Genomic DNA, 24,436 nt, shown 5'->3' on the forward strand with positions numbered 1-24,436 from the left:
GCTTATCCCTCGTCTCGTTCAATCGGCCGACAACATCTTATTTGATATAGTTTTATACCTTATTTGCAAGGCTGTTGATGATCGACATGAGAATATTAGACATATAGCCAAGGCCGCCTGCGCTTCTGTTCGGCCCGGAACGCTTCAATCACACGAATGGACTTTCGGGTCAGCTCGATCAGATCGAGCGCCTCCATGAGCATCGTCCGCGCTTCGTCTTCGATCGAAAATGCGTACACCCGTCCCCCGACGGTGACCGTCATCAGATTCATATCAAGCGCGAACTCGCGGCCCGCTTCAGCCTGAATTGCCAGGTCCCTGACGTCCTCAGCATCAAGCACAACAGGAGCAATTCCATTCTGAATGCAGTTCCCGCGGAAAATTGGCGCAAACGAGGGGGCAATGATCGCGCGAAAGCCATATTCCGCCAGAGCCCACACGGCATGTTCGCGACTCGAACCGCACCCGAAATTGTTGCCTGAAACCAGAATTTTCGCGCCAGAGTACCGACGCTGGTTCAGCACGAAATCCGGGTCGGGTTCTCGGGACTTTTGATCGAGATAGCGCCAACCAGCGAATAGGCCATCTGCAAGCCCCGATTTGGATACAGACCGCATTTCCCGCGACGGAATGATGGCGTCAGTGTCGATATTTTCCCGCATGAGGGGCACTGCGCGGGAAGAGATTCTGATAAGAGGCTTCATGCGCCATTCTCCAGACCGACTGAGCTGACGATCCGGCCAGCAATCGCCGACGCCGCAACTGTTTCGGGAGACGCAATATGCGTTCTTGTCTTAAACCCCTGACGGCTTTCGAAATTTCGGTTGGTAGAGCTGATAACGCGTTCACCAGGTCCGAAGCTCTCGCCGCCGGCAAAGAAACACATAGAGCACCCCGATTCACGCCATTCGAAACCAGCGTCCCGGAAGACCTTGTCCAGCCCCTCCGCCTCAGCTTCGAGCTTGACCTGCGTTGATCCTGGCACACAGATGGCACGCACTCCGGGAGCGACTGTGCGCCCCTTCAGAATCGCTGCAGCCCTGCGCAGATCAGAAATGCGACTGTTCGTACACGATCCGATAAATGCGCCATCAATCGGAAGCTGACCAAGATCGCTTGTCGCCTCAAGCCCCATATATTCCAGGGCCCGATCATATGTTGCCCGGCCATCGCCAAGATCTAGGGTTTCAAATTCAGGAACTTTTTCTCCGATCGCGATGGCATGCTGGGGACTGTTACCCCAGGAAACCATGGGATTTATCTCACTCGCCTGCAGTTGGTAGGAGGCGTCAAAGACTGCATCGTCATCACTTTTGAGGGTGAGCCAATAAGCGCTAGCCTGCTCCCATAGCGCGCCGTCCGGCGCAAACGGACGCCCTTTCAGATAGGTCAGGACCTTATGGTCTGGCGCAATAATGGCGGTGAACGCCGACAACTCTGTTGCCATGTTGCAGAGCGTCATGCGGGCTTCCATGTCGAGTGCCCGAACCGTGTCACCACTGAATTCTATGATATGCCCCTTAGCGCCAGCCGCCCCCAGCTTGCGTATGATATATAATGCAATATCCTTTGCCGTGACCCCGTTCGACAAGGTTCCGTCGATTGTGATCCTCATATTCTGAGGACGTTTCACACGCAGGGTGGCCGTGGCCAGAACATGCTCCGCCTCAGTTGAACCAATACCCCAAGCCAATGCGCCGAAGGCACCCTGAGTACAGGTGTGACTGTCGGGACAGACGAGCGTGGCGCCGGGCATCACAATACCCTGCTCCGGCGAAACAACGTGGACGATGCCCTGACGCGGATCATCGAGATCAAACAACGTGATCCCCGATCGGACCGCTTCATCTCGAAGCGTCTGCAAGAATGCCTTCCCGGTCGGCATCAACGTGTCATCGGTCCGGTTTGGAAACGTGTCGACGATATGGTCCATCGTGGCAAATACCATCGACGGCGCCATCACATCACGCCCCTTCTCACGAAGGCTCTTCAGCGCCACACCGCCAGTGCGCTCGTGAAGCAGCAGTCGATCGATTGCAAGAAGCTCGGACTCTTCATTCACCGGCACCACGACATGCTCGTCCCATATTTTTTGGGCGAGCGTTCGCGGGCCTGTCTGGTCGGGGGACTGGATCATCAATTCAACTATTCAAGACATCTGAAATTTCGTGCGACATGTGAGATCAATCCTGGCGATCGACCTGGTCGGTGCGACCATCTTCGATTGAGGTCTGAACAATCCCGCGCGCAGCCAGGTCACGGACCTGGTCATCGCGCCAGCCAAGTTCCTCAAGGATACAGGCCGTATCCGCACCCGACTGACGAAGATCCAGCCGCACAGTTGGAAGTTTTCCATCCATTTCAACAGGGACGGCCGGCAACCGGATCTCGCCAACCCCAGGAAGGGTTAGATCAACCAGCGCACCATTCGCATTCATGTGTTCGTCTTCGAACAGATCCTGCGGGCGAGCAATTGGCGCAAATGCCACGCCGGCCTCACTAAGTTGTTCCAGCAGGGCTTCACGCGAGAATTCCAACAGCAACGCGCGGATCTCCGGAAGCAGGGAATCTCTGGCCCGGACGCGATCATTATTCGTCTCGAATGCGGGATTGTCGGCAAGATGCTTCAAACCGAACGTCGAGGTAAAGGCTTTCCATTGCGAGTCGCTGACCACACCCACAAAGACCTGCTCTCCAGCGGTGGACGTCTCGAAAACGTCATAGATGGCCCATGCAGAAGAGCGTTCGGGCATTGGCTTGGGTGCAACGCCGGTGACTGCCATTTGCGCCATGTGCTGGCCGACGAGAAATGCCGTCGTCTCGAACAGGGACGAGCGAACCGTCGCCCCCTTTCCCGTCTTGTTACGTCGCTGAAGTGCCGCGAGAATGCCGATCACGCCAAACATGCCGCCAGTGACATCAATCACTGACGCACCTGCCCGCAGGGGGCGACCAGGTGGTCCGGTCATGTAGGCGAGTCCGCCCATCATTTGAGCGACCTCATCGAGCGCTGCGCGGGATTGGTATGGCCCAGTCAGAAAGCCTTTTGCCGAAAAATACACGAGCCCCGGATTGCTCGTCGCGAAAGCTTCCGGGCCGAGCCCCAACTTTTCCAGCGCACCTGGACGAAAATTTTCGATGAGAACATCTGCCCGGCCCACAAGATCTTTCGCGATCTCCAGCCCTTCTTCGGACTTGAGATCGATCGAGATACTGCGCTTGTTGCGGTTGAACATGGGATAGTAGCCCGAGCCTGACCCAAGCAAGCGCCGCGTATTGTCTCCCCCAATCGGTTCGACCTTTATGACCTCTGCGCCAAGGTCCGCCAGAATGACACCCGTGGATGGCCCCATGACCATATGACTGAACTCGACGACCCGAACACCTGCGAGCGGGAGCTCGTCGTAACCTTTATCAAGCTGCATTGCTAAAAATTCTCTCTCGACTCCATTCGTTTAATTGTTATAGATGAATAACAAATGGATCAACCGGAAAAAGCGAATATGGATGTCTTGATCAGTGAGGTCGGCCCGCGGGACGGACTTCAAAACGTTTCGTCAATTATGCCAACAGCGGCCAAAAAGGCTTGGATCGACGCCGCTTTCGCCGCTGGCATCACCGAAATCGAGGTCGGAAGCTTTGTGCCAGCCAAGCTACTCCCTCAATTGGCGGATACAAATGAAATTGTGTCCTATGCAAGACAAATAAAGGGACTAACCGTGGCGGCTCTGGTGCCGAACAGTCATGGAGCGCGAAATGCCATTGATGCAGGCGCGCACAAGATCACCTTGCCGCTTTCCTGTAGCGAATCGCACAGCAAGGCCAATCTGCGCCGCACCCATGCGCAGGTGCTGGCTGAGGCACGAACCATTGCCGAAATGATTTCGGACTTGCCTGCCGGTTCACGGCCTCATTTCGAGGGCAGCCTTTCAACCGCCTTCGGCTGTACCATTGAAGGTGAAGTTTCCGAGGGCAAGGTGGCCACACTTGCAGAAGCTCTCATGGAGGCAGGCTGCGATGAAGTCGGCCTCGCCGACACGACCGGATACGCCAATCCGTCTTCCGTTCGTCGTCTCATCGAAAGAATCTGGTCGTCTGTTGGCAAGGAGGCGCTCACCGGCATCCATCTGCACAATACCCGCGGACTCGGCCTGGCAAACGCTTATGCAGCACTCGAAGCGGGCCTGACGACGTTTGACAGCTCCCTCGGCGGGTTGGGTGGTTGCCCCTTCGCCCCTGGGGCCAGCGGAAATCTTGTCACCGAAGATCTGGTCTATATGTTCGAATCAATGGGGCTATCAACCGGCATCGATCTGGAACGGCTTTTTGCCGTGCGACGCCTCGTACAGGACGCATTGGTCAATGAGGACTTCTATGGGTTCACCCCTGAAGCCGGCCTTCCCCTGGGCTTCACGCCCACGACGCCCCGTCCAACCAATTAACAGCGAACAGGAACGAACTCATGAGCATAGTTGGCACAAAGATGGTATCCGATGGCCGCACTGCAAAGCAGATATTTGAGGAAGTTATCAGCAACCCCGCTCGCGCGAAATTTGGCTTCGGCGAAAAGTTGGCCATCATCAATGTCGATATTCAGAACGCGTACACGCGGATCGACGAATTCAAGACAGCTTATGAAACAGACCCCCGTCAAATAGAACATGTAAACACGATTTCGGATTTGGCGCGCAAAAAGGGCATGCCTGTCGTCTGGACGCATGTGGCCTTTGCGGACGACGCCTCCGATGCCGGCATCTGGGGCACACGAACCGACACACCCGATTCGCTACAAAACATCAAATATGGCAGCCGCCGGTATCAATTCGACGAACGCTGCGAGATTGGAAAAAACGACACGATCTATACCAAACGCATGCCATCTGCCTTCTTCGAGACGCCTTTGCAAAGCCTGCTCGTCTGGTTGAAAGTCGATACGCTTGTCATCACCGGCGGCAGCACATCAGGATGCGTTCGTGCAACCGCCGTTGACGCACTGTCGCGGGGCTACCGCGCCATAGTGCCCATCGAGACCTGCGCTGATAAGCATGAGAGCTTTCATTTTGCAAACCTGACCGACCTTGCATTAAAATATGCCGATGTGGAGCCCGTGCAGACGGTCGTCGACTGGCTGGAGGCTCAGTAATGAAAGAAGGTCAGGCTGATCCGGGTCTCTACGCGTATTCCCCTTATAGGAATAGACCAAAGATAGAGTGGCCGGATGGCAAAACGGTTGCCGTCTGGGTATCTCCCAATCTTGAATTCTATGAGATCGACCCGCCTGCAAACCCCATCCGGAAAAGCTGGAAAACGCCGCATCCCGACGTCGTTGGCTATTCCCACCGCGACTATGCCAACCGCGTAGGCCACTGGCGTATGGCCGAAGTCATGGAGCGCCATGGGTTCAAAGGCTCTGTGTCGCTGTCGGTCGCCTTGTGCCAGCACATTCCTGAAATCGTTGAACATGCCAATGCGCTCGGCTGGGAGTTCTTCAGCCACGGTATCTACAATACGAGATACTCCTATGGCATGGACGAAGCCCAAGAACGCGCAATCATTGAAGATTCCATTCGCACCGTCAAAGAGGCGACTGGCCAGGACATAAAGGGATGGCTCGCCCCGGCACTGACCCACACACCGCGAACACTCGACCTCATCGCGGAGTACGGCCTGACTTATACCTGCGACCTCTATCACGATGATCAACCCATGCCGGTTTCGGTAAAATCCGGCAAACTACTTTCCATGCCCTACAGCCTGGAAGTCAACGACCATTATGGCTTCTTCATCTACAATATGAGTCCGCGGGAATATGCAGACACGCTTATCCGTCAATATGATCGCCTCGCACGCGAGGGCGAAAATTCGGGCACAGTGATGTGCATTCCATTACACAGTTACCTTATCGGCCAGCCACACCGCATCGGTCCATTCGAAGACGTATTGCGTTACATTGCAGAAGATGGGCGCGCCTGGATTACGCGAAGCGGTGACATCGCGGATCATTACCTTGCCAATCAATCGGGCAAGACGGGAGACGAAAAATGACCCTTGATTCTTCGTATACCGAATACCCGAAACGGCAACGCGGCATGGACCACGACCTCTACCCATGGTCCAATATGTTCTCGAGAACGCCTGTCGAATGGCCGGACGGCAAGAAAGTCCTGACCTGGATTGTCATCGATCTTGAATGGTTTCCGATCATTCCGAATGACGCCCCATTTCGAGCGCCGGGTCATATGCAGACAGCTTATCCGGACTATCGCCATTATACGTCACGGGACTATGGCAGCCGAGTAGGAATCTATCGATTGCTCGACGCGCTAAAGCAGGCTGGCGCGAAGGCCTCTATTGCCATGAATAGCGCAATTGCAGAGCGCTATCCGCAACTTGCAAAGGATATTGTTGCCGAAGGGCATGAAATTATTGCCCACTCCACTGACATGAATGCCGCCATCGCATCAGGCATCGAAGCGGACCAGGAAGAAGCCTATATCACCCAATCGCTTGCAACGCTTGAAAAGGCAACGGGCCAACGACCGCAGGGCTGGCTCTCGATCGCTCGCTCCCAATCCTTCAACACGCCTGAACTTCTTGCCAAGGCAGGCCTGTCCTACATGTGCGACTGGGTGAATGATGAATTGCCGTACCCGATGCGCACACAGTGTGGAGACATCTACAATTTACCGCTGAATCACGAATTGTCTGATCGTCAAATCCTGAATGTACAGCAACATTCTGTGGACTCGTATGTCCAACAGATCATGGACGCATGGACCTGGCTCAATACAGAGGCCGCACAGTACGGCGGGCGCATGCTGCCCCTCAATATCACGCCCTATATTATGGGACTTCCTTACAGGATTGACGCGTTCGAACGGTTATTGTCCTGGCTGGGGTCGCAGGAACAAAATGGGTTCGCCACCGGCTCGGAGATATTGAAAGCCGTTACGCCCAAATAGGGCCACTGTTTCAGCCTGAAAGAAAAACGCGATGAGCAAGACTCTCTATGAAAAACTGTGGGAATCGCACGTCGTTTGCACCACAGGCTCGGGCTCTTGCCTCTTATACATTGACCGACATTACCTTCATGAAGTCAGCACACCACAATCCTTCGAGTCGCTAAGAACCGATAAACTGTCAGTCAGGCGGCCCGAAACAAATATCGCCGTGGCAGATCACTCGGTGCCAACACGCCGCGATGGACGCCCCATCGCCGACCCTCAAGCTGCCGCGCAGATTGCACTACTCGAGCAAAATTGCCTCGATTTTTCCATTCCATATATTCCGTTGGACAGCGACGAACAGGGGATCGTGCATGTCATCGGACCTGAGCAAGGACTTTCCCTCCCAGGCATGACAATTGTCTGCGGTGACAGCCATACGTCGACGCATGGCGCCTTTGGCGCTCTCGCCTTCGGCATCGGGGCGAGTGAATGTGGAACGGTCATGGCGACACAGTGCTTGCTGCAAAAGCAAGCGAGGTCGATGCGCGTGCATTTTACGGGGCGCCTGCAAGACGGCATTACCGCCAAGGATCTTGCGCTTGCGCTGATCGCAAAAATCGGAACCGCCGGTGCCGTCGGCCACGCCATTGAATTCACCGGAGAACCAATCCGAAACCTGTCGATGGAAGGACGAATGACCCTCTGTAACATGGCGATTGAAGCCGGATCACGAACAGGTCTTGTCGCCCCAGACGAAACGACACTTGAGTATATCAAGGGTCGAAAAGGTGCTCCAAAGGGCGAGGACTGGGACAAGGCATGCGCCTATTGGGCGACGCTTCAGTCGGACTCCAAGGCCAGTTATGACAAGGAAGTCGAGTTGTGCGTAACGTCGATCCTGCCTCAAGTGACGTACGGCACGCGACCAGACCAGAGTTTGCCGGACAATGGCTGGATCCCTGCGAGCCTCACGGATGACGCCCGGAACGCATTGACTTACATGGGCATAGAACCGGAAACCGAGTTTGACCAGATCGGTATTGACTACGCCTTTATCGGCAGTTGCACGAACGGACGGATCGAAGACCTCCGTGCCGCTGCAGCCCAGATAAAAGGGCGCCATGTCGCACATGGCGTAACCGCCTTGGTCGTGCCCGGTTCAGGATTGGTCAAGAAGCAGGCCGAAGCTGAGGGGCTCGACAGGCTTTTTCTTGATGCTGGATTCGAATGGCGGGCACCAGGCTGCTCGCTTTGCGTCGCGATGAACGACGACCGTCTTCCCGCCGGCAGCCGCTGTGCTTCCACGTCGAACCGCAATTTCGAGGGCCGTCAGGGTGTCGGGTCCCGCACGCACCTGATGAGCCCGTTGATGGCTGCTGAAGCCGCCATCAACGGTCGCATCGTCCGTACAATGGGAACCGGTTCATGAGACCGCTTACAATAGTGAAAAGTCTGGCCGTATCGTTACCCGAAGCCAATATCGATACAGATATCATCTACCCTGCACGGTTCCTGACGGATACCCGCAAGGTCGGGCTCGGCGAGTATGCCTTCCTGGACCGACACGAGAGTAATCCAGATTTTCCAATCCGTACCGGTATGGAGCAGAAGATTTTGATCGCAAATGAAAACTTCGGATCTGGCTCCAGCCGCGAGCAGGCACCGTGGGCGCTCGCTGATCTCGGCCTGCGTGTTCTCATTGCCCCGAGTTTCGGCGACATCTTCCATGGCAACTGCTTTCGCAACGGTTTGCTTCCGATCTGCCTGCCTGTACCGACCGTACACGAACTTCATCGATCAGCGGTCCTCGGCCGAGAGTTCGAGATAAATCTCGTCGACCGCCATATCAGGATAGATGGTACGCGCCTCGCCATTCGCTTCGATGTGCCGCCCGACGGGCGAGAATCCCTACTAAATGGCTGGAACGAAACGACCCGCATACTCGAAAACCACACGGATGACATCATCACATTCGAGCACAAGCAACGCTCGGAACAACCCTGGCTCTGGCATTAGAGAATCTCATGACTGACACACGACTCAAGGATAAACTCGACAAGGGAGACTTCTTTGTTGTTCCCGGAATTCACGACATGATAACAGCCGTCATGGCCGACCGTGTGGGCTTTGATATTGTCTACGGAAGCGGCTATTGGCTTACGGCCTCGAGCTTGGGACTGCCGGATGCCGGTATTGCGACCTATACACAGATGCTCGATCGTATGACGACACTTAAAAAGACCAGCAGTGCCGCTCTGATCGCAGACGCCGATACTGGATTTGGCGGTCTCCTGAACGTTGCGCACACCGTAAAGGGATACGAGGCTGCTGGCGTGTCTGCGATCCAGATTGAAGACCAGGAGTTTCCAAAGAAATGTGGACATACTCCCTACAAGCGGCTGATCCCGGTTGAAGACATGGTGCGAAAGATCCAGGTCGCGGCCGACACACGAGAGAACATGCTGATTATTGCGCGAACGGATGCACGACAGTCCGAAGGTCTCGATGGAACGTTGCGTAGACTGGAAGCCTACGCCGAGGCGGGAGCTGACATCATTTTTCCGGAGGCCCTGACGAGCGAAGAAGAAATGCGCAAGGCCTGCCACACGTTTGACAAGCCCGTTATGGCGAATATGGCGAATGGTGGGCTGACCCCAGTCCTTAACGGAACTGTGCTGAAGGATATCGGTTATGCCTTTGCAATCTATCCTTCGCTGACAAGTTTGATATCAGCCGCGGCCGTCGAACAGGCTCTTGTGCGGCTGCGCGACAATCTCGACGGTGAGCCGGCAGATATGGACATGTTCGATTTCGAGACGTTCTGCCGAATGATCGGATTTCAGGAAGTCTGGGATTTCGAAAAGAAATGGGCTGACTGATTCACGCATCTGAACACGCAAAAAAGCCCGACCAAATATTCTTTGGCCGGGCTTTTTGTTTTGAATGCCTATCGCCTGCAAGTTGCCGCGAAACACGTGACGCGCCGTCGCCACGGCATTCAGGACCAACTATTCAGCAGCTACGCTTGCGGCCCGCTTCCATTGCGGCTGCTTGGGCGCAGGGAGGCCGGTTTCTTCTTCACATCGGGCGCGAAGCGTTTCGATGTCCGGGCCAAAATTGAACACATCCAGCGCCGGTCGTTTCGCTTTCATCGACGCCCTCAGGGACGACGTCGCCTCCGCATCGACGTTGCCTCGCTCGCTGGCAACAACACCGTAGCGCCTTGCCCCCTCCACCGTCACAAGACCTTGTACAATTTCCTTGCCGACCAGTTCAGGATCGCGCTCAAGCGGATCACCCCATCCGCCGCCCCCCCAGGTGATGAAGTGCAGCACATCGTCAGCTTCGACAGCCAGTTCCTCTATCTTGTTGGGCAAAATTGTCTGCGTTCCATCCGGCTTTTCAAGAATTTTGCGGGCACGCATTCCTGGCTCACCACCATTTACGCCCCAAGGCGGCACGAACCAACGGTCATCATGAATCGCAATCTGTCCAGGCTCAAGGAACCGGTACGACATTTTGATTCCATTGCCGCCACGATGGAGTCCTGCACCGCCACTGTCAGCTACTGTTTCATACTTCTCGATGACCATGGGGAAGTAACGCTCGAGGAATTCATTCGGTACATTCGTAAAGCCGGGCCACAGTGAATGTCCATCAGGACCATCGCCCAATGGGCGACCGGGAATACCTCCGAAACCGATTTGGAAGAGTTGGAAGTAATCACCCCTCTTGTCAAAACCGGAATAGAAGAGGTGCGGTGAAGACGAAAACCCAGCCGCATTCAGGAATTCAGGAGTCTTCTGACCGAGCAGTCCGCCCAGAACATCAAAAATCCGTCCAAGCGCGTGCGTCCGGCCCGATAGTGCCGCAGGAAATTTCGGTTTGAGTAGCGATCCATCAGGGATGCGCACATCGATCAAATCATAGTAGCCATCATTGAACAATATCTGCGGATCAAAGACCATGATCATATATATTCCAAAGAACATGCGCAGCATATTTTCGTTCAGCAAAAAGTTGATCGAGGCGGGACTTTGCGGATCGGTACCTTCAAAATCCAAGACAACCTTGTCACCTTCGCGCCACATCGTACATTTGATCTTGTACGGACCGAAACCCATTCCGTCGTCGCAGATATAGTCCTCAAAAGTGACGGGTTCTTTGCCGATTGAGGACGCAATCAGTGACTTCATGGCCTTGTAGTTGCGCTCAAGAAGCTCCTCGCAAGCCGACACAAGTACATCATCACCGAAGCGTTCCGCCATTTCGACGACTCTGTTGCGCGCAACAGTACATGACGCGATTAGCGCATTGAGATCCGCCGCACACCAGTCAGGCGTACGGACCTGATGCATGATCAGCTTGAATACTTCTTCGTTATATTGCCCCTGCTTGTAGAGTTTGATCGGCGGGATGCGCACTCCTTCCTGGAAAATGCTGGTCGCATCAATCGGCATTGACCCCGGAACCTTGCCGCCAATATCCGACTGATGCCCAAACATGGACGTATAGGCAATCAGGCGACCATCCTTGAAGACAGGCAGAAGCACGAGCCAGTCATTTGAGTGGCTAATTGCTCCCCCAACTGAATATGGATCGGAGAGCATGATCATATCGCCCTCTTCGACCGTGCCTTCATATCCGTCGAGAAAGGCGCCGATATAGCTGCCAAACTGGCCTACAATCATCCGGCCTTTATGATCGGCGATTAGCGGAAACGCATCACCCTGCTCTCGGATCCCCGGCGACATGGCCGTTCGCACGAGGGTCGCGTCCATTTCGACTCGCGCATTGCGCAAGGCGTTTTCAATGATGTCGAGCGTGACCGGATCGATATCCACCTTGTTGAAGGGGGCTTCGTTATTCTGAATAATTTGTGCCATGCCGGTTACTCCTTCAGCGTGATCAGGATATTGCCGACCGGGTCAACTGTCGCTTTGCAGTCGCCTTCGACAAGAGTGGTGGAATCCATTTCCACGACGATGGCCGGTCCCGATATTTGGTCCCCAGCCCGAAGTCGGGACCGCTCATATATCACGGCTGGGACCATCCCGCCCTTCATCCACAACTCGTGATCTCTAAGCTTCGCTTCAGACGGATCTCCGTTACCTTCTGGCAGCTTTGCCGCGGCAAGATCAGGCACGGGGCCAAGAGCGACTGCCCGTAGATTCACGATTTCATGCTCACTGTCCATGTTGAACGTGAACAGACGACGGTGCTCTTCATCGAATCGATCCGTAAGCCAGGATAGTCCCTTGTCTTCAAGGTCGCGCGCAGAAACATCCATCGGCACTTCGAACGCCTGTCCAGAATAGCGTACATCCACTTCGAACGTGACCGTGATATCTTTCTTGTCGACGCCTTCTTCCATCAGCTCGTCTGTCGTTGAATGCGCCATCTCCTGCAGGATTACGCCAATCTCGTCTTTCGACGTATTCGACGCCAATTTAGAAAAGGACCTGGCTGCCTCGGTTCGCATACGGGTCGTTGCGTCACCGAGAGCGCATAGAACGCCAGGGGACACAGGCGAGATTGCGGGCCAGCTTCCCATTAGTTTTGCAACAGCATTGACATGCAAGGGGCCGGCTCCACCGAAGCCCATGACTGCAAAGTCACGCGGGTCATAGCCCTGCTGGACGGAAACCATGCGAAGCGCGCCAAACATGTTTTCGTTCACGATGTCGATGATGCCGCGCGCGGCTTCGTAAAGATCGATCTTGAGAGCGTCAGCAACGGTCTGAACCGCCTTTTTTGCCCCTTCACGATCAAGTTCAAATGCGCCTCCAAGAAGGGATTCCGGCAGGTAGCCCAGCACGACATTGGCATCTGTGACAGTCGGCTGGACGCCACCTTTTCCATAGGCAACAGGGCCGGGAACAGCTCCAGCGGATTCGGGGCCGACACGAAGCGCTCCGGTAAGTTCCGGAACGTACGCGATCGATCCACCGCCAGCACCGACAGTCTTGACGTCAAGCGCCGAAGCCCGCACCGACAGGTGGCCCACTTCAGTCGTACGAACACGGCGCGCCTCGAGATTCTCGATCAATGCCACGTCAGTTGAGGTCCCGCCCACATCCAGGGTGAGGATGTTTCGAATTCCAGCATTCTTCCCAACCCAGATGGCCCCTGTGACGCCGCCAGCCGGTCCCGACATCAACAGGTTGACGGGGTGCTCCTCAGACTTCTCGGACGACATCAAGCCGCCATCCGAACGTAAAAGGGAAAGACGCGCGTTCATGCCGGACTTGACGAGACTTTCTCTCAGGTTCCGGACATAGCGACCGACCACCGGGCGAACGGCGGCATTCGCGACGGTTGTTAGCGTACGCTCGTATTCCTGCATCTCCGGAAGCACTTCATGGCTCAGCGAATAAGGAACATCAGGAAGAATTTCCGCAATGAGCTCACCAACGCGTTTCTCGTGGTCGCCATTGAGATATGCGTTCATGAGGGAGACGGTCACGGCCTCCACATTGCGCTCCTTCATCAGCATGAGTTGAGCGCGAACATCTGCAGCGTCAACCGGGCGAAACTCTTCGCCCTTGGCACTCATGCGGCCCTTGACTTCAAATGTATCTTCCAGGGCGGCCATAGGTTCCGGTTTCGGCCAAACGATCCAGCCGGCAAGACCACCGGGAACGAAGCTCCTGGCGATCTGCATCATTTGACGATAGCCTTCGGTGACAATCAAACCGACCCTGGCACCTTTGCCCTCCAGAACAGCATTCGTCGCAACAGTCGTTCCGTGAAGAAGGACAGTCACGTCCGACGGGCTGATTTCAGCCTGTTCGCAGATGGCTTCGATTCCGGTCAGAATGCCTATCGAACTGTCTGCCGGAGTTGATGGCGTCTTGTGACGCCAGAACTTTCCGTCACGCTCACTGAAGAGAAGAAGGTCAGTAAACGTTCCTCCAACATCCACACCTAGTCGATAGGCCATGTAAAATCCCTTTACTCTTGCGAAACTCTGACGCGGCCCGCGGCCACACCTGTTTGAACCCTGTCGGCTCCACTCATGCGATTAACTGAGATCCACGACGACCTTGCCCATGGATTGCCCTGACAGAAGTCTCTCTACAGCGTCGTAAACCCCAGGCAGTCCTTTGAACTGGGGCTCGTCAAATGTTACGGCAATTTCTCCCGCGACATACCGATCAAACAACCAATCTCGGGCACCTGCCCAATGCTCGGTCATCAAGCCATTCATGAACCCACGCACCGAAGCACCCTTGTAATAGAGCTTGTTGGTAATCCGGGGGGCCGTGACTATTTCAGGCTCTCCCTCGAGATCCTGCGCGGCTCCGCCAACAACGAGTCGGCCATGCACGGCGATATTTTCCAGGAAGGCATCGAATATCTGCCCGCTGACTGTATCGACCGCGACATCGAGACGATCCTTGTATTCCGTTGCCAAAACTTCCGCGACCGATTCAGATTTATAATCGATGACCCGGTCCGCCCCGAGGCCACGAACGAAGTCACCCTTCGTCGAACCACCACACACACCGACAACCTCACATCCATGCAGCTTGGCAACCTGAACAAGGAGGTGCCCGAGGCCGCCTGCAGCTGCCGATACAGCGACCGTTTCGCCGTGCGCCATGGCTCCAACCTGCGTCAGCGCGACGTAAGCTGACACACCGGTTGAAGCGAGAACGAGCCATTCCGGTCTCGCGTCTGGTACTTTGATAAAGTGAGATGCAGGTGCTGTATTCCAGTGGCGGTAGCCGGACGGAAATCTTGTCGTTACAACCGCGTCACCCACTGAGAGGCCGGAAACACCGTCACCACACGCCTCAACGACCCCAAGGGCCTCGACACCCGTCAGTGTCGGTAGCGAAACCGAGACGTAATCGACCGCGTTTCGCGCAATCTGAGTATCGAATATGCCATTGATGCCGCAATAGAGATTGCGGACTTTAACCTCGCCATGACCCGGGTCTCCCATGTCGAGACGAATGATATCGCTAGCCTCCCGAAAGCTTGAAGCGAACCGCTGCAGCTGAATGGCAGAATAGGTTGAACTCATGACGCATCCTCCTTCGTCGTGAGTCCAAGCACTCCCGGATTGAGTGTCCCCTTCGGATCCATCACTCTCTTAATCGCATCAAGGATCTGAACGGACTTGTCATCGCGGCTTTCCAGATAGGGGTATGTGCGACCGATTTGAAAATGCCCACATCCAAATTTTTGGAATATCTCGAGAACCTTAGCCCGCAGCAATCTGACCAACGCAGTGGCTTCCGGGTTCTCAGGACGCTGTGATAGTCGCGCAGTATGGGCAGGCTCCATGCCCTCTTCGTGAATTTCCCGCCAGCCCTGTGGCCAGAAATATACCGGCTCAATAATAAGCCCGTTAGTCGACATGGATGTGAATAGAAAACCCGTACGAACGTCCATCGACTCCATTTCATGCGCATGCGCATCATATAGCGCCTGCACTTCATCAAAAATGACAGGCGCGTTCTTAAGCGACGACACACCGTGAATCGGCACCCATGCCTCGCCGGTTGGGCCGACCATGCTGTTCAAGGCCGGGAATGGCATGGAGCGGATGATCTTCGCGATCGAGTTTTCGATTTCCTTGCCGTCGCACTCCTGTGCAATCCTCCGGGCTTCTTTCATGTCCCAGTCAACACCGGATTGCGAACGCCCTTCACAGATGACGTGCAGTGGATATTCGTCCGCCTCCACGATATTGCGTCCGCTCATCGCAATCTTCGACGCGGACACAAGCCCTTTAAGCAACGTCTTTTCCTTGCTGATAACAGAGCCGAGTGTCTTCACGTCAGACGTCAGGCTCGCGCGACTCAAGCGGATTTTGGTGAGCCCCGGGTCAAAGGCGCAAAGCTCGCAAGCGACGCCCGCCCGGCTAAGCTCGGCCATGGCCCGCAACAAGTCCGCCCCGGACCTGAACGAAAACGAAGCTTGCTGCTCATGCTTTGGCGCGGTCATCAATCGAAGCGTAATCTCGGCCTTTACGCCGAGCGCGCCACAATCTCCGCAGAACAGGCCAGCCAGGTCAGGCCCGAAGTGACGATAGAAAGGCTCCGCGCCATCAATACCTCGTGCGCCGGTACGGATGACCGTACCTTCGGCAGAAACCACCGTCATGGCGATAACGCTTTCGCTGGACGTCCCATGCTGGGCCGCGCCAAACATCGCATTCAGTTGAGAAATTCCGCCGCCAATCGTGGATTTCAACCCCGACATCGGCCCCCAGAACGGCGTGCGCAGGCCCAACGGCGCAAGCGCGTCGTTGAGTTGCTTCCAGGTAACGCCGGCTTCAACGGTGATCGTCATGTCATCACGACTGATGGCCAGAATGCGATTCATGCGGGTCATGTCGAGCGACACGGTTCTCGAACCGACCGGAACATAGCCGCCCGTATAACTCATGCCGCTGCCCCGCGGGGCGATGAACGCACCAGCCTTGTATGCCACTGCAAGTACAGCCTGAAGCTCATCAAGCGAACGAGGAGACACGACCATGTCCACAAGCTCGTCCGCCGGCACCCATATATCCTGACTGAAAAGTTTTCGTGTCGCGCCGTCAGTTCGGACATTCGACTCGCCGACGAGCGCAGCAAAGTCAGAGGCGAGATCGGAACCTAATATCGGAGGTGCACTGTCAGCCATATCGCTTTCGAAGCCCATTCTTTAAGGAGAACGCTATTTGTACTAATACTATGACATATAAAAATCGACACGCAAGTATCAAATCCTAGGCAGATGAGCTCAGCCTAATTTTTGGGCATACTTGGCTGCGCCTTGCCCAGCAACGTACCCAAGCGCCACTGCTGTGGTCAGCCCCATCGCCGGCAGATACCCCCAGGATGACGGCCCCGACACGGACCGTGCGGATCCGCCTCCGGCAAACAGGTTTGGAAATGGACGTCCGTCCCGGCGCACGACCCGCGCTTCAGAGTCAATCTGAAGCCCGCCCTGTGTATGATAGAGCGCACCGGTCACTCGCACGGCATAGTATCCGCGCGACGGCCCTTCACCGCGCCCCCATGACCGGCCAAATTGGTCGACTTCACCAGCCTTTTCAGCCAACCGAATTTTGGCCAGCGTGGTCCGCAACGCGCGATCCGGAAGACCGGTACGTTCGGTCAGTCCCTCGATGTTCGCCGCGTCACGAACTGCGCCGAGTCTTGTCAGCTCCTGCAATTCAGGAATGTGTGCACATTTGCGATAGATGCGTTTGTCAAAAATGACCCAGCCTGCGCCATCTGGCTGCTCGGACAGGGGCAAGACCATGCCGGCAATATCTTCCGACTCGTCAGTAAAGCGCTCACCGCTTGTGTTCACGATGATGCCGCCCTCGATGAGTACGTTGGGCGGAACCGAAATACCTGCAGGATCCGCCAGCATGGCATAGCCCTGATAACTACCCATATCGGCAACGGCGGCTCCAAGCCGCTCGCCGATCTCGATCGCATCACCTTCGCTGCCTTCATGACCATTGTACCTGAACGCCTCTGTCTCCGGCATGTATTTACGCGTCATGTCTCGGTTTGCGCCGAAACCTCCACACGCAAGCACAAGCGCGTCGCACCCGACGGTCAACACTTCGCCGTCGCCACCCTGAATTGCGGCGGCCACAACACGGCCGTCATCGTCTGTGATAATATCGACCAACCTGGTGTTGAGCAGAACATCAACGCCGACATCGTTCAGCCGGCGATGCAGCCATTGGACCATGTCCGCACCGCTATGGCCGGCCCAACCGTGGATGCGAGCTCGCGAATTGCCATAGGACGGCCGAAACCTTGCATCGAGCGTCCACGGCAAGCCATGCGACTGATGCAGCCACTCAAGCACGGGACCGGACTGATCAGCAATCAGCCGGCCGATCACTGGATCAGCCAGGCCTCGCGACTTCGTCTGAATATCCTGGAAAAAAAGGTCTGGACTGTCGTCGATTCCCGCCTCTTGTTGAAAGCGTGTGCCTGCCGCACAGAAAAGCCCTTGAGACATGCCGGTCGACCCGGAGGGATGCCCATCGCGCTCAATGAGCAAAGGATCCAGCCCGGCGTCCCGTGCAGCCAAAGCCGCCACGGCACCACACGCTCCACCCCCAACAATGAGGATCGGCACGGAATACTCAAACTTTGGCATGACTAGCGAGCGATCTCGTCGCCAAGGTCTTCAGACGCCACGTCCTCAGGAACGTTTGCGGCCTCCCCGCGCTGCTGCAGGACGCGCAGCACGCGCGCAATATATTCCTGAACCCACATTGCGCGTTCTTCCGCAGCTTGTTTGTCGGGCACAAAGTTCTCGATTTCTGTGCGAGACAGGATTCCTTTGGCTTCCAGGATCCTTTCGAGCGTATCCACACGTTGGCGCGCCACCGACAATTCCTGTGAGATTGATAACGTGATGGCCAGAACTGTCTCGACATCCTCGTCAAGGAACCACGGGCGTTTGCCTGCCGGTTTAGCGCCAGCCTCGCGAAGTGCAGCCTCGAAACTCATCAGACTCTCCCGCCGATAACGTGCCAGGCAGCCTTGCGCCCAAAATCTTCGCTTTCGTCGTCAGCGGCATCGGGAAACAAGTCCCTGTCCACGACACCCGTCACCGCACCATGGATGATGTTCTCGCGATCAAATCCGGCTTCGACCATCTGCTGCTCGAGGTCAATCTCATGCATGCGGCTCCAGAACGGCTCATTGTTGTAGAAGGCGTCCCAGTCTCGCATCGTCTGTTCGAACAGCGGCATGGTGGCTGAATATTGCGGCTGCTCAACGTGGAGTACGATCCCGCCCGGACGAAGAAGGCGACGCGTCTCGCTGAATATCTTTCGCAATGCGCTGGTAGACAGCTCGTGCAGGAACATCGTCGTTTGAATCCAGTCGAAACTCGCATCCGGAAAGCGGGAAAGATCTTCGCCGCTCGCCTGCACAAAGCGCACATTCTCGACACCCAGCGATTTTGCCCGCGCAAGCGCATATCGAAGCACCGGGGCGCCGATATCAACCACCGTCAACTGGGCGTCAGGAAACGCTTCTGCAATCGGCAGGCTGCTGTGACCAACTGTGCCGCCAATCTCCAAAATGTCAGTAGGCTGGAAATCTGTCAGGTTTTTCTTGACCCAGTTGACGACGGCCTTCCCGCCGCCATCGGAATACTTTCCGAGGAGACCAGCGGTGGTCACGAATCCGGCATGGTCGTAATTCGCTCCGTTCGTCACATCACCCGGGAAATATTCGCTGTGATAGCTGCCCGGCATACAGTGATGGTCCACACCTGAAACATAGCGCGGAATCGCCAGCGAAGGGTCAAGCTGCAGTCGATCGTCGCCCTTGGTCAGATCGTCCGCAATCCGGGCGAGCTGGTCGCGCTGTCGGATCGCCGTCCATCGTCCGGCCTGTTGGCGCTGCTCCATTGTGGCGCGGCGCGCCGCCGACCAGAAGCAAAAGGTATAATTATCGAGCAATGCCTTTCTGGCTTCATGCCGGTTGGCAATCTCACGTCCGTTCTTTTTCTCGAATTCCGGCGCGACGACAGTGTCGAAGGCCGCCCTCACGCCCGGGACGACGCTCGTCGACAGGTGCCGATTCATCTGGGCGAGATAGTTGATCCTCTCGACTTCATCATGAGTCGTTTCCGGAAACACCGCATGACGACCGACAACACGATAATCCGGCGGGCCATCATAGGCAGGTGCCGAAGTTTCAGGATTCTGTTTCACGAGCGGTTCCCTTGTTTGGTATAATCATATAACAATAATGGCAGGCGAAACGCGATGTGACAAGAGGGAGCACTTTCATGCGAATTATCGTTCTGTTGAATCTCAAACCTGGAAAGGTCGAGGCCGACTATCTTGAATGGGCTCGGGGAACCGATCTTCCCACAGTGAACAGCCTGGAGTCTGTCGCGCACTTTCAGGTACTGAAGGCGACCTCCCTGCTCGGCAGCGACGAAAAACCTCCCTACCAGTATATTGAGGTTCTGGACGTAGCAAACATGGAGATGTTTGGGGAAGAGACGAGCACTGAAGCAATGCATAAAATTGCAGCGGAGTTCAATGAATGGGCAAATCCGACTTTCATCCTTACGGAAGACGTGGGGGCGCGGTCATGAGCGGCCGGTTCCAAGGCAAAACTGCTGTCATTACCGGCTCTGGAAGAAAGCGTGGACTTGGCGAAGCGATCGCCATGAAACTTGCGGCTGAAGGCGCGAATATTGTCCTGTCGGATATCGGAACCTCCCGCGACACGTCAACGCCCGACGACATGATCGGCGGCCAGTCTGAAATGGACCAGATCGCTGAAGCCATTCGGACCACGGGCGTTAGCGCAACGTCAAAGGCCTGCGACGTGCGCAATCGGGAAGAAGTGTTCGCGCTCGCCGACCACGCCATGGATGCTCATGGCAGCCTTGACATCTGGGTCAACAACGCCGGCATCGGCTACATCATGAAACCATTGCTGGATGTATCAGCAGAGGACTGGCGTGCCGTTATCGACGTGAACCTGACCGGTGCATTTTTTGGCATCCAGGCCGCAGCCACGAAAATGGTCCATCAGGGACGGGGCGGTCGCATCATCAATATCGCAAGTCAGGCCGCCAAGAGCGGCTTTCCCTGCGCGCAGGCCTACACGGCGTCAAAGCACGGTCTCGTCGGACTTGCCCGATCGGCGGCAATCGAATTGGGGGAACACGCAATTACGGTGAACAATGTCTGCCCCAATCATGTTACCACCGGTCTCGGTGCCTGGCAGAATGCCTACTTTGCAGAGCGACAAGGCAAGACACTGGACCAGTACATGCAAGACATGGCCTCGCGGATTCCACTTGGGCGACCAGGTCTTCCAGAAGACACAGCAAAGGCAGTCGCCTTTCTATGCAGCAGTGAAGCTGACTATATCACCGCCGAATCCATGAATGTTTCAGGCGGCGAAGAGCCTCATTGAATGACAAAGTCAGCGGTAGGCTTCGGACTGCCGCTGACATCCTTCAACCAATCCGAGCCGATATCGCCAGACAGATTGGTTCAGGCTTCGAACACGCGCGTGAGTTCGGCATGAACATCGTCCAGCATCTCAAAGTCCTCCACGACCGCAGCAAGCGCCTCATCGGTTCTGGCCAACCCGCCAAAAGCGAGACAGGCGCTCGCCTTATCAAGATGTTGCTGCTTCGACAGCGGCCATTCAGGTGAACCAAACTGCTTGTCAACTTTCGCATGAACGGTCCGGCCATCCGACAGGTCTGCTATTCCGACAGCCGGAGCAAAGGACGCCCAGTCTTCTGTTGCATCACTCTCGACAAAGATCTTCTCCGCCAATTCCAGTAATGCCGGATTCTCCAAGTTGGCAGGCGTGAAATCGGTCAGAGAAACCGATCCCTTGCTAATGACATTCGCCCCGAGCCAGGCAAAGCATAGCCGGGCATAGTTTACACTCATGCCCGGGATGGGCCGACGCCCGACAAGGCGCTCGATCAGCGGCGGGGCACGATATACAAATCGCTCCAGTGACTCAGACGCAAGCCCTTCATTCTTCATGAGATCTTGAAGAGCGACAATCGCTCCGTGTGCAGCACGTCCGGTTGGGAACGGCTTCCAGCTCAACTCCTGAATCCGATGACGATTTCCTAGAGCGGCCAGCACGGGCGCCAGATCCACATTATTTTCGAACAGGGAAAAATATCCGAACGGGCCTTCCAGCGAGCCGTTCGGCGCCGGAAATCCAGCTTCAGCCAGATCTATCGCCTCGATAGCCGATCTCGCCGCACCTGCAACCTGCAACGCGAGAGTCGGCTTGCCCTCGATATGAGCCTGCATGGTGCCGCTGGCATAAGACAGTGCATGACCAAATGCTGTCCGTGTCCTGTCTGGCGCCATCCCACGCAAATGAGCCAGTGCAGCGACTGAACCGAATATGCCGGCTGTCGCTGGCCGAAAGAATCTGAGACTGCCCTTAACAGCCACGCCCAGCGCCGCCACGATTTCCACACCGGCGATGAGTGCCTCGAGAAAGCGCTGCCCCGAGACCTGAGACTGCCCGGCCTGTGCCAGCAGGGCTGCAACAACAGTGGCCATAGGGTGCGCCACTGCAGGCTCGTGAACACAGTCGTATTCCTGACAGTGAATTTGATAGGCGTTTACAAACGCCGCATATGGAGCAGTCAGGCGCTCGCCGGGGCGGCCGAGGACGAAACTCCTGCCCCCGACCCCGGTCCAGCGCTGAGCTTGTTCAAACACAAGGTCCGCCAGTGGTTCATTGCGTCCAGCCACACCCACGGCCAGCGTATCGTGAAGAAACGTTTTTGCCGCAGCCCGACTGGCGACTGGCGCATCTGCCCAGTCGAGCGCGAGGACATGCCCGATCAACCTGCCGGTCGCATCAACACTCACAGTTCGACAAGCACCTTGCCCATATGTCCACCCTTTTCGAGATAGGCATAGGCCTCTGGCGTCTGTTCAAACGGAAAGACCCGGTCGATAACCGGCTCGATCTGGTTTTCGGCAGCAGCACTCACCAATGCACAAAGCATGTCGCGGCTACCGGCAGCTACGCCATGCAACCCAAGATTCTTGCCGATAATCGAACCGAAGTTCGGCAGTCCTTCGGTCGCAGCACCGGCAAGAGCACCAATGATCGCGATCCGCCCGAGAGGAGCCGCCGCAGCAATGGATTGCGGCAATGTCGCCTGCCCTGCAGTATCAACAACGATGTCGGCCCCGCCGCCGAGAGCCTCGAACGCAGCCGCGCCCCATTGCGGGTTTGTACGATAATTTACGGTGACGTCCGCGCCGAGTTTGCGCGCGGCTTCAAGCTTTTCATCACTGGAAGATGTAATGCACACTTTTGCGCCATGCATTTTGGCAATCTGCAGGGCCGCGATCGATACGCCGCCGGTGCCAAGCGTCAAAACCCGGTCACCCGCCTTGATCCGGCCAATTTCCACTAACGCATTCCAGGCCGTGAGGCCTGCCGCTGACAAGGGAACCGCCTGCTGATCACTCAGCGCATCAGGCACCTTCACAAGGGCGCCAGCTGGAATAGATATGAGTTCAGCCAGCCAGCCGTCTTCTGTGACACCCAAGTCGCGGGCGAAGACTGACTGGAAGAATGGACCACGGCTCCACGAAACGAAGTGCGGCGCAATGACCCGATCACCCTTGGCGAACCCCGAAACGTCCGGACCACATTCGACGACATGTCCGAGACCTTCGGAATTTGGAATACGTTTCTCGTCGCGAAGAGGTCCGTACTCTCCACAAACAATCCGTACATCACGATGGTTCAAGCAAACCAGCTTCACCCGCACGATAACGTTTCCCGACGTCGCTTTCGGCTCAGGCACGTCGACGGCCTTGAGGGACGAAATTCCGGTCTGCGACCCAATCTGATAAGCTTTCACTGATTTCCTCGATTCATCGATGCTAATGGCAAGTTCACCTTATCCACCTCATGCGAAGCGGAATCCAGCTTTATTTGTTCTATCTATATAACAATTAAATCTGGGTGTCACCAAGAAGCAAAATATAATCAGAAAGCTCGAGGCCATGCTGGCATGGCATTATCGCTCAGACCTCGAGTGCAGACCCCTGAAGCTCAATGCGAATGTTGAATTTGTCGGCGCGGTAGTTCGCAACCGTGACAAGAAAGGGCTTTTCATGCTTGTCGTACACTGTCCGGCCGATGCGCAGCAACGCGGCGCGAGGCTCAAGCTCCAACGCTTCGGACAAACGTGCATCAGCCAAAATTGCGCCGATTGTCTGCTCGGCGCGCTCTGCCTTGTATCCGGCATTCTCGAGAACCTTGAGAATTGGCATCTTGGATAGATTGATCGCGGTGATGTGTTCGGCGAGGCTGCTGGGAACATAGCTAACGACGTGGCCAAGTGGCTGACCATCCATGCACCGAATACGAATTGCGCGCACAACCGACTCATCTTTTTCGAGTCTCAAAGCGCCTGCGATAGCAGCGCTCGGCGCCTCCTCCACCACTTCCATGACATTGACTGTCGTGCCAGCGCCCAACGCCATCAGTGAGTCCAGCGCCTGGTTGATATTGCCTTCAATCGGCTTCGCTGGCGATTTGAAAATAACTCTCGTCCCAAGTCTTCGGCGACGTTCGACGAAGTGGTGCTGAGCGAGTTCGTTGAGAACGCGCCGTGCTGTTATCCGCGATACACTGAACAGTTCGGTCATGTCCTGCTCGGTCGGCAGAATGCTACCATACGGTCTCTGGCCACTCAGTATTTCGTCCCGGATCTGAAGATAAATCTGATGATAGAGCGGCATGGGTGCGTCGCGATCCACAACCGTTTTCCCCTCGTCAAGCTCGTTGACTTTATCGCTAAACACGATTTTCCGCTCCTGTATCTGATTGGCGAACCGGTACATCCAGAATTTGCGCCGACGGTCGGCGCAATGCCGCCCTCCATATCAACTACCAATTGAGATTACCTTACTATAATACATATAACGTAAGGACATAAAGACAATAATCAAAGGGCGCAGGGGGCTC

22 protein-coding genes and 1 pseudogene are annotated in these 24,436 nt (G+C 55.8%); 9 read left to right on the forward strand and 14 right to left on the reverse strand.

Going from position 1 to position 24,436, the window contains the following annotated elements:
- Nucleotides 1-95 precede the first annotated feature (95 nt).
- Genes leuD (AADA04_RS00305) through AADA04_RS00315 form a run of 3 tightly spaced genes read right to left on the reverse strand, consistent with a single transcriptional unit; the run spans nucleotide 96 to nucleotide 3,425 of the window.
- Complete coding sequence (gene leuD, locus AADA04_RS00305) at nucleotides 96-704, reverse strand: 3-isopropylmalate dehydratase small subunit (RefSeq protein WP_340691229.1); 609 nt, start codon at nucleotides 702-704, stop codon at nucleotides 96-98.
- Nucleotides 701-2,137, reverse strand: coding sequence for a 3-isopropylmalate dehydratase large subunit (gene leuC, locus AADA04_RS00310; RefSeq protein WP_340691230.1), 1,437 nt, complete (start codon nucleotides 2,135-2,137; stop codon nucleotides 701-703). The genes leuD (AADA04_RS00305) and leuC (AADA04_RS00310) overlap by 4 nt, the downstream gene beginning before the upstream one ends.
- 46 nt (nucleotides 2,138-2,183) lie before the next feature.
- On the reverse strand, nucleotides 2,184-3,425 hold the full coding sequence (locus tag AADA04_RS00315; RefSeq protein WP_340691231.1) for a CaiB/BaiF CoA-transferase family protein: 1,242 nt from the start codon (nucleotides 3,423-3,425) through the stop codon (nucleotides 2,184-2,186).
- Nucleotides 3,426-3,479: 54 nt separating this feature from the next.
- Between AADA04_RS00315 and AADA04_RS00320 the strand changes: the two genes are divergently transcribed.
- From AADA04_RS00320 to AADA04_RS00350, 7 genes are read left to right on the forward strand one after another with little or no spacing between them, the layout of a single operon-like run.
- Nucleotides 3,480-4,442, forward strand: coding sequence for a hydroxymethylglutaryl-CoA lyase (locus AADA04_RS00320; protein ID WP_340691232.1), 963 nt, complete (start codon nucleotides 3,480-3,482; stop codon nucleotides 4,440-4,442).
- A 20-nt stretch (nucleotides 4,443-4,462) separates the two neighbouring features.
- On the forward strand, nucleotides 4,463-5,143 hold the full coding sequence (locus AADA04_RS00325) for an isochorismatase family protein (RefSeq protein ID WP_340691233.1): 681 nt from the start codon (nucleotides 4,463-4,465) through the stop codon (nucleotides 5,141-5,143).
- Nucleotides 5,143-6,045, forward strand: a complete 903-nt coding sequence (locus tag AADA04_RS00330; protein WP_340691234.1) for a polysaccharide deacetylase family protein — start codon at nucleotides 5,143-5,145, stop codon at nucleotides 6,043-6,045. Before AADA04_RS00325 ends, AADA04_RS00330 begins: the two co-directional genes overlap by 1 nt.
- The gene (locus tag AADA04_RS00335) at nucleotides 6,042-6,962 is read left to right on the forward strand and encodes a polysaccharide deacetylase family protein (RefSeq protein ID WP_340691235.1); all 921 of its coding nucleotides are present in this window, start codon (nucleotides 6,042-6,044) and stop codon (nucleotides 6,960-6,962) included. Before AADA04_RS00330 ends, AADA04_RS00335 begins: the two co-directional genes overlap by 4 nt.
- Before the next feature lie 31 nt (nucleotides 6,963-6,993).
- Complete coding sequence (gene leuC, locus AADA04_RS00340; protein WP_340691236.1) at nucleotides 6,994-8,376, forward strand: 3-isopropylmalate dehydratase large subunit; 1,383 nt, start codon at nucleotides 6,994-6,996, stop codon at nucleotides 8,374-8,376.
- Nucleotides 8,373-8,963: a 3-isopropylmalate dehydratase small subunit gene (gene leuD, locus AADA04_RS00345; RefSeq protein WP_340691237.1), complete on the forward strand. Its 591-nt coding sequence runs from the start codon at nucleotides 8,373-8,375 to the stop codon at nucleotides 8,961-8,963. Before leuC (AADA04_RS00340) ends, leuD (AADA04_RS00345) begins: the two co-directional genes overlap by 4 nt.
- A gap of 8 nt (nucleotides 8,964-8,971) precedes the next feature.
- Entirely contained in the window at nucleotides 8,972-9,826 is an 855-nt protein-coding gene (locus AADA04_RS00350; RefSeq protein WP_340691238.1) for an isocitrate lyase/PEP mutase family protein, read from the forward strand.
- 129 nt (nucleotides 9,827-9,955) lie between these two features.
- Here the strand turns inward: AADA04_RS00350 and AADA04_RS00355 are convergent, their stop codons facing one another.
- From AADA04_RS00355 to AADA04_RS00385, 7 genes are all read right to left on the reverse strand, one after another.
- Complete coding sequence (locus tag AADA04_RS00355) at nucleotides 9,956-11,833, reverse strand: hydantoinase B/oxoprolinase family protein (RefSeq protein ID WP_340691239.1); 1,878 nt, start codon at nucleotides 11,831-11,833, stop codon at nucleotides 9,956-9,958.
- A gap of 5 nt (nucleotides 11,834-11,838) precedes the next feature.
- The gene (locus AADA04_RS00360) at nucleotides 11,839-13,890 is read right to left on the reverse strand and encodes a hydantoinase/oxoprolinase family protein (RefSeq protein WP_340691240.1); all 2,052 of its coding nucleotides are present in this window, start codon (nucleotides 13,888-13,890) and stop codon (nucleotides 11,839-11,841) included.
- A gap of 81 nt (nucleotides 13,891-13,971) precedes the next feature.
- Nucleotides 13,972-14,979, reverse strand: coding sequence for a zinc-binding dehydrogenase (locus AADA04_RS00365; RefSeq protein ID WP_340691241.1), 1,008 nt, complete (start codon nucleotides 14,977-14,979; stop codon nucleotides 13,972-13,974).
- Nucleotides 14,976-16,589 carry an FAD-binding oxidoreductase gene (locus tag AADA04_RS00370; RefSeq protein ID WP_340691242.1) on the reverse strand — a complete coding sequence of 538 codons (1,614 nt, stop codon included), beginning with the start codon at nucleotides 16,587-16,589 and terminating at the stop codon, nucleotides 14,976-14,978. The genes AADA04_RS00365 and AADA04_RS00370 overlap by 4 nt, the downstream gene beginning before the upstream one ends.
- Nucleotides 16,590-16,688: 99 nt before the next feature.
- A complete protein-coding gene (locus AADA04_RS00375) occupies nucleotides 16,689-18,053 on the reverse strand; it encodes an FAD-dependent oxidoreductase (protein WP_340691243.1) in 1,365 nt (454 codons plus the stop codon).
- Nucleotides 18,054-18,076: 23 nt separating this feature from the next.
- Nucleotides 18,077-18,430 carry a hypothetical protein gene (locus AADA04_RS00380; RefSeq protein ID WP_340691244.1) on the reverse strand — a complete coding sequence of 118 codons (354 nt, stop codon included), beginning with the start codon at nucleotides 18,428-18,430 and terminating at the stop codon, nucleotides 18,077-18,079.
- Nucleotides 18,430-19,647, reverse strand: a complete 1,218-nt coding sequence (locus tag AADA04_RS00385) for a class I SAM-dependent methyltransferase (RefSeq protein ID WP_340691245.1) — start codon at nucleotides 19,645-19,647, stop codon at nucleotides 18,430-18,432. Before AADA04_RS00385 ends, AADA04_RS00380 begins: the two co-directional genes overlap by 1 nt.
- A gap of 77 nt (nucleotides 19,648-19,724) precedes the next feature.
- Here AADA04_RS00385 and AADA04_RS00390 point away from each other — a divergent pair, with 77 nt between their 5' ends.
- Both AADA04_RS00390 and AADA04_RS00395 read left to right on the forward strand, forming a co-directional pair.
- Entirely contained in the window at nucleotides 19,725-20,039 is a 315-nt protein-coding gene (locus AADA04_RS00390) for an REDY-like protein HapK (protein WP_340691246.1), read from the forward strand.
- A complete protein-coding gene (locus AADA04_RS00395) occupies nucleotides 20,036-20,872 on the forward strand; it encodes an SDR family oxidoreductase (protein ID WP_340691247.1) in 837 nt (278 codons plus the stop codon). Before AADA04_RS00390 ends, AADA04_RS00395 begins: the two co-directional genes overlap by 4 nt.
- An 80-nt stretch (nucleotides 20,873-20,952) precedes the next feature.
- Here the strand turns inward: AADA04_RS00395 and AADA04_RS00400 are convergent, their stop codons facing one another.
- The 4 genes and pseudogenes from AADA04_RS00400 to AADA04_RS00415 all read right to left on the reverse strand — a co-directional run bounded on the left by AADA04_RS00400 (nucleotide 20,953) and on the right by AADA04_RS00415 (nucleotide 24,273).
- Entirely contained in the window at nucleotides 20,953-22,314 is a 1,362-nt protein-coding gene (locus AADA04_RS00400; protein ID WP_340691248.1) for an MmgE/PrpD family protein, read from the reverse strand.
- A complete protein-coding gene (locus tag AADA04_RS00405) occupies nucleotides 22,311-22,940 on the reverse strand; it encodes an NAD(P)-dependent alcohol dehydrogenase (RefSeq protein ID WP_340691266.1) in 630 nt (209 codons plus the stop codon). Before AADA04_RS00405 ends, AADA04_RS00400 begins: the two co-directional genes overlap by 4 nt.
- A gap of 15 nt (nucleotides 22,941-22,955) precedes the next feature.
- A pseudogene (locus AADA04_RS00410) lies at nucleotides 22,956-23,324 on the reverse strand (alcohol dehydrogenase catalytic domain-containing protein); the annotation flags it as partial.
- A gap of 166 nt (nucleotides 23,325-23,490) precedes the next feature.
- The gene (locus tag AADA04_RS00415) at nucleotides 23,491-24,273 is read right to left on the reverse strand and encodes a GntR family transcriptional regulator (protein ID WP_340691249.1); all 783 of its coding nucleotides are present in this window, start codon (nucleotides 24,271-24,273) and stop codon (nucleotides 23,491-23,493) included.
- Nucleotides 24,274-24,436: the final 163 nt, after the last annotated feature.

Source organism: Hyphomonas sp. (assembly GCF_037969335.1).
GTDB lineage: Bacteria > Pseudomonadota > Alphaproteobacteria > Caulobacterales > Hyphomonadaceae > Hyphomonas.

Excerpts from the sequence above, each read along its gene's own strand:
- leuD (WP_340691229.1), bottom strand. The coding sequence starts at position 704 with ATGAAGCCTCTTATCAGAATCTCTTCCCGCGCAGTGCCCCTCATGCGG.
- leuC (WP_340691230.1), bottom strand. The coding sequence starts at position 2,137 with ATGATCCAGTCCCCCGACCAGACAGGCCCGCGAACGCTCGCCCAAAAA.
- AADA04_RS00315 (WP_340691231.1), bottom strand. The coding sequence starts at position 3,425 with ATGCAGCTTGATAAAGGTTACGACGAGCTCCCGCTCGCAGGTGTTCGG.
- AADA04_RS00320 (WP_340691232.1), top strand. The coding sequence starts at position 3,480 with ATGGATCAACCGGAAAAAGCGAATATGGATGTCTTGATCAGTGAGGTC.
- AADA04_RS00325 (WP_340691233.1), top strand. The coding sequence starts at position 4,463 with ATGAGCATAGTTGGCACAAAGATGGTATCCGATGGCCGCACTGCAAAG.
- AADA04_RS00330 (WP_340691234.1), top strand. The coding sequence starts at position 5,143 with ATGAAAGAAGGTCAGGCTGATCCGGGTCTCTACGCGTATTCCCCTTAT.
- AADA04_RS00335 (WP_340691235.1), top strand. The coding sequence starts at position 6,042 with ATGACCCTTGATTCTTCGTATACCGAATACCCGAAACGGCAACGCGGC.
- leuC (WP_340691236.1), top strand. The coding sequence starts at position 6,994 with ATGAGCAAGACTCTCTATGAAAAACTGTGGGAATCGCACGTCGTTTGC.
- leuD (WP_340691237.1), top strand. The coding sequence starts at position 8,373 with ATGAGACCGCTTACAATAGTGAAAAGTCTGGCCGTATCGTTACCCGAA.
- AADA04_RS00350 (WP_340691238.1), top strand. The coding sequence starts at position 8,972 with ATGACTGACACACGACTCAAGGATAAACTCGACAAGGGAGACTTCTTT.
- AADA04_RS00355 (WP_340691239.1), bottom strand. The coding sequence starts at position 11,833 with ATGGCACAAATTATTCAGAATAACGAAGCCCCCTTCAACAAGGTGGAT.
- AADA04_RS00360 (WP_340691240.1), bottom strand. The coding sequence starts at position 13,890 with ATGGCCTATCGACTAGGTGTGGATGTTGGAGGAACGTTTACTGACCTT.
- AADA04_RS00365 (WP_340691241.1), bottom strand. The coding sequence starts at position 14,979 with ATGAGTTCAACCTATTCTGCCATTCAGCTGCAGCGGTTCGCTTCAAGC.
- AADA04_RS00370 (WP_340691242.1), bottom strand. The coding sequence starts at position 16,589 with ATGGCTGACAGTGCACCTCCGATATTAGGTTCCGATCTCGCCTCTGAC.
- AADA04_RS00380 (WP_340691244.1), bottom strand. The coding sequence starts at position 18,430 with ATGAGTTTCGAGGCTGCACTTCGCGAGGCTGGCGCTAAACCGGCAGGC.
- AADA04_RS00390 (WP_340691246.1), top strand. The coding sequence starts at position 19,725 with ATGCGAATTATCGTTCTGTTGAATCTCAAACCTGGAAAGGTCGAGGCC.
- AADA04_RS00395 (WP_340691247.1), top strand. The coding sequence starts at position 20,036 with ATGAGCGGCCGGTTCCAAGGCAAAACTGCTGTCATTACCGGCTCTGGA.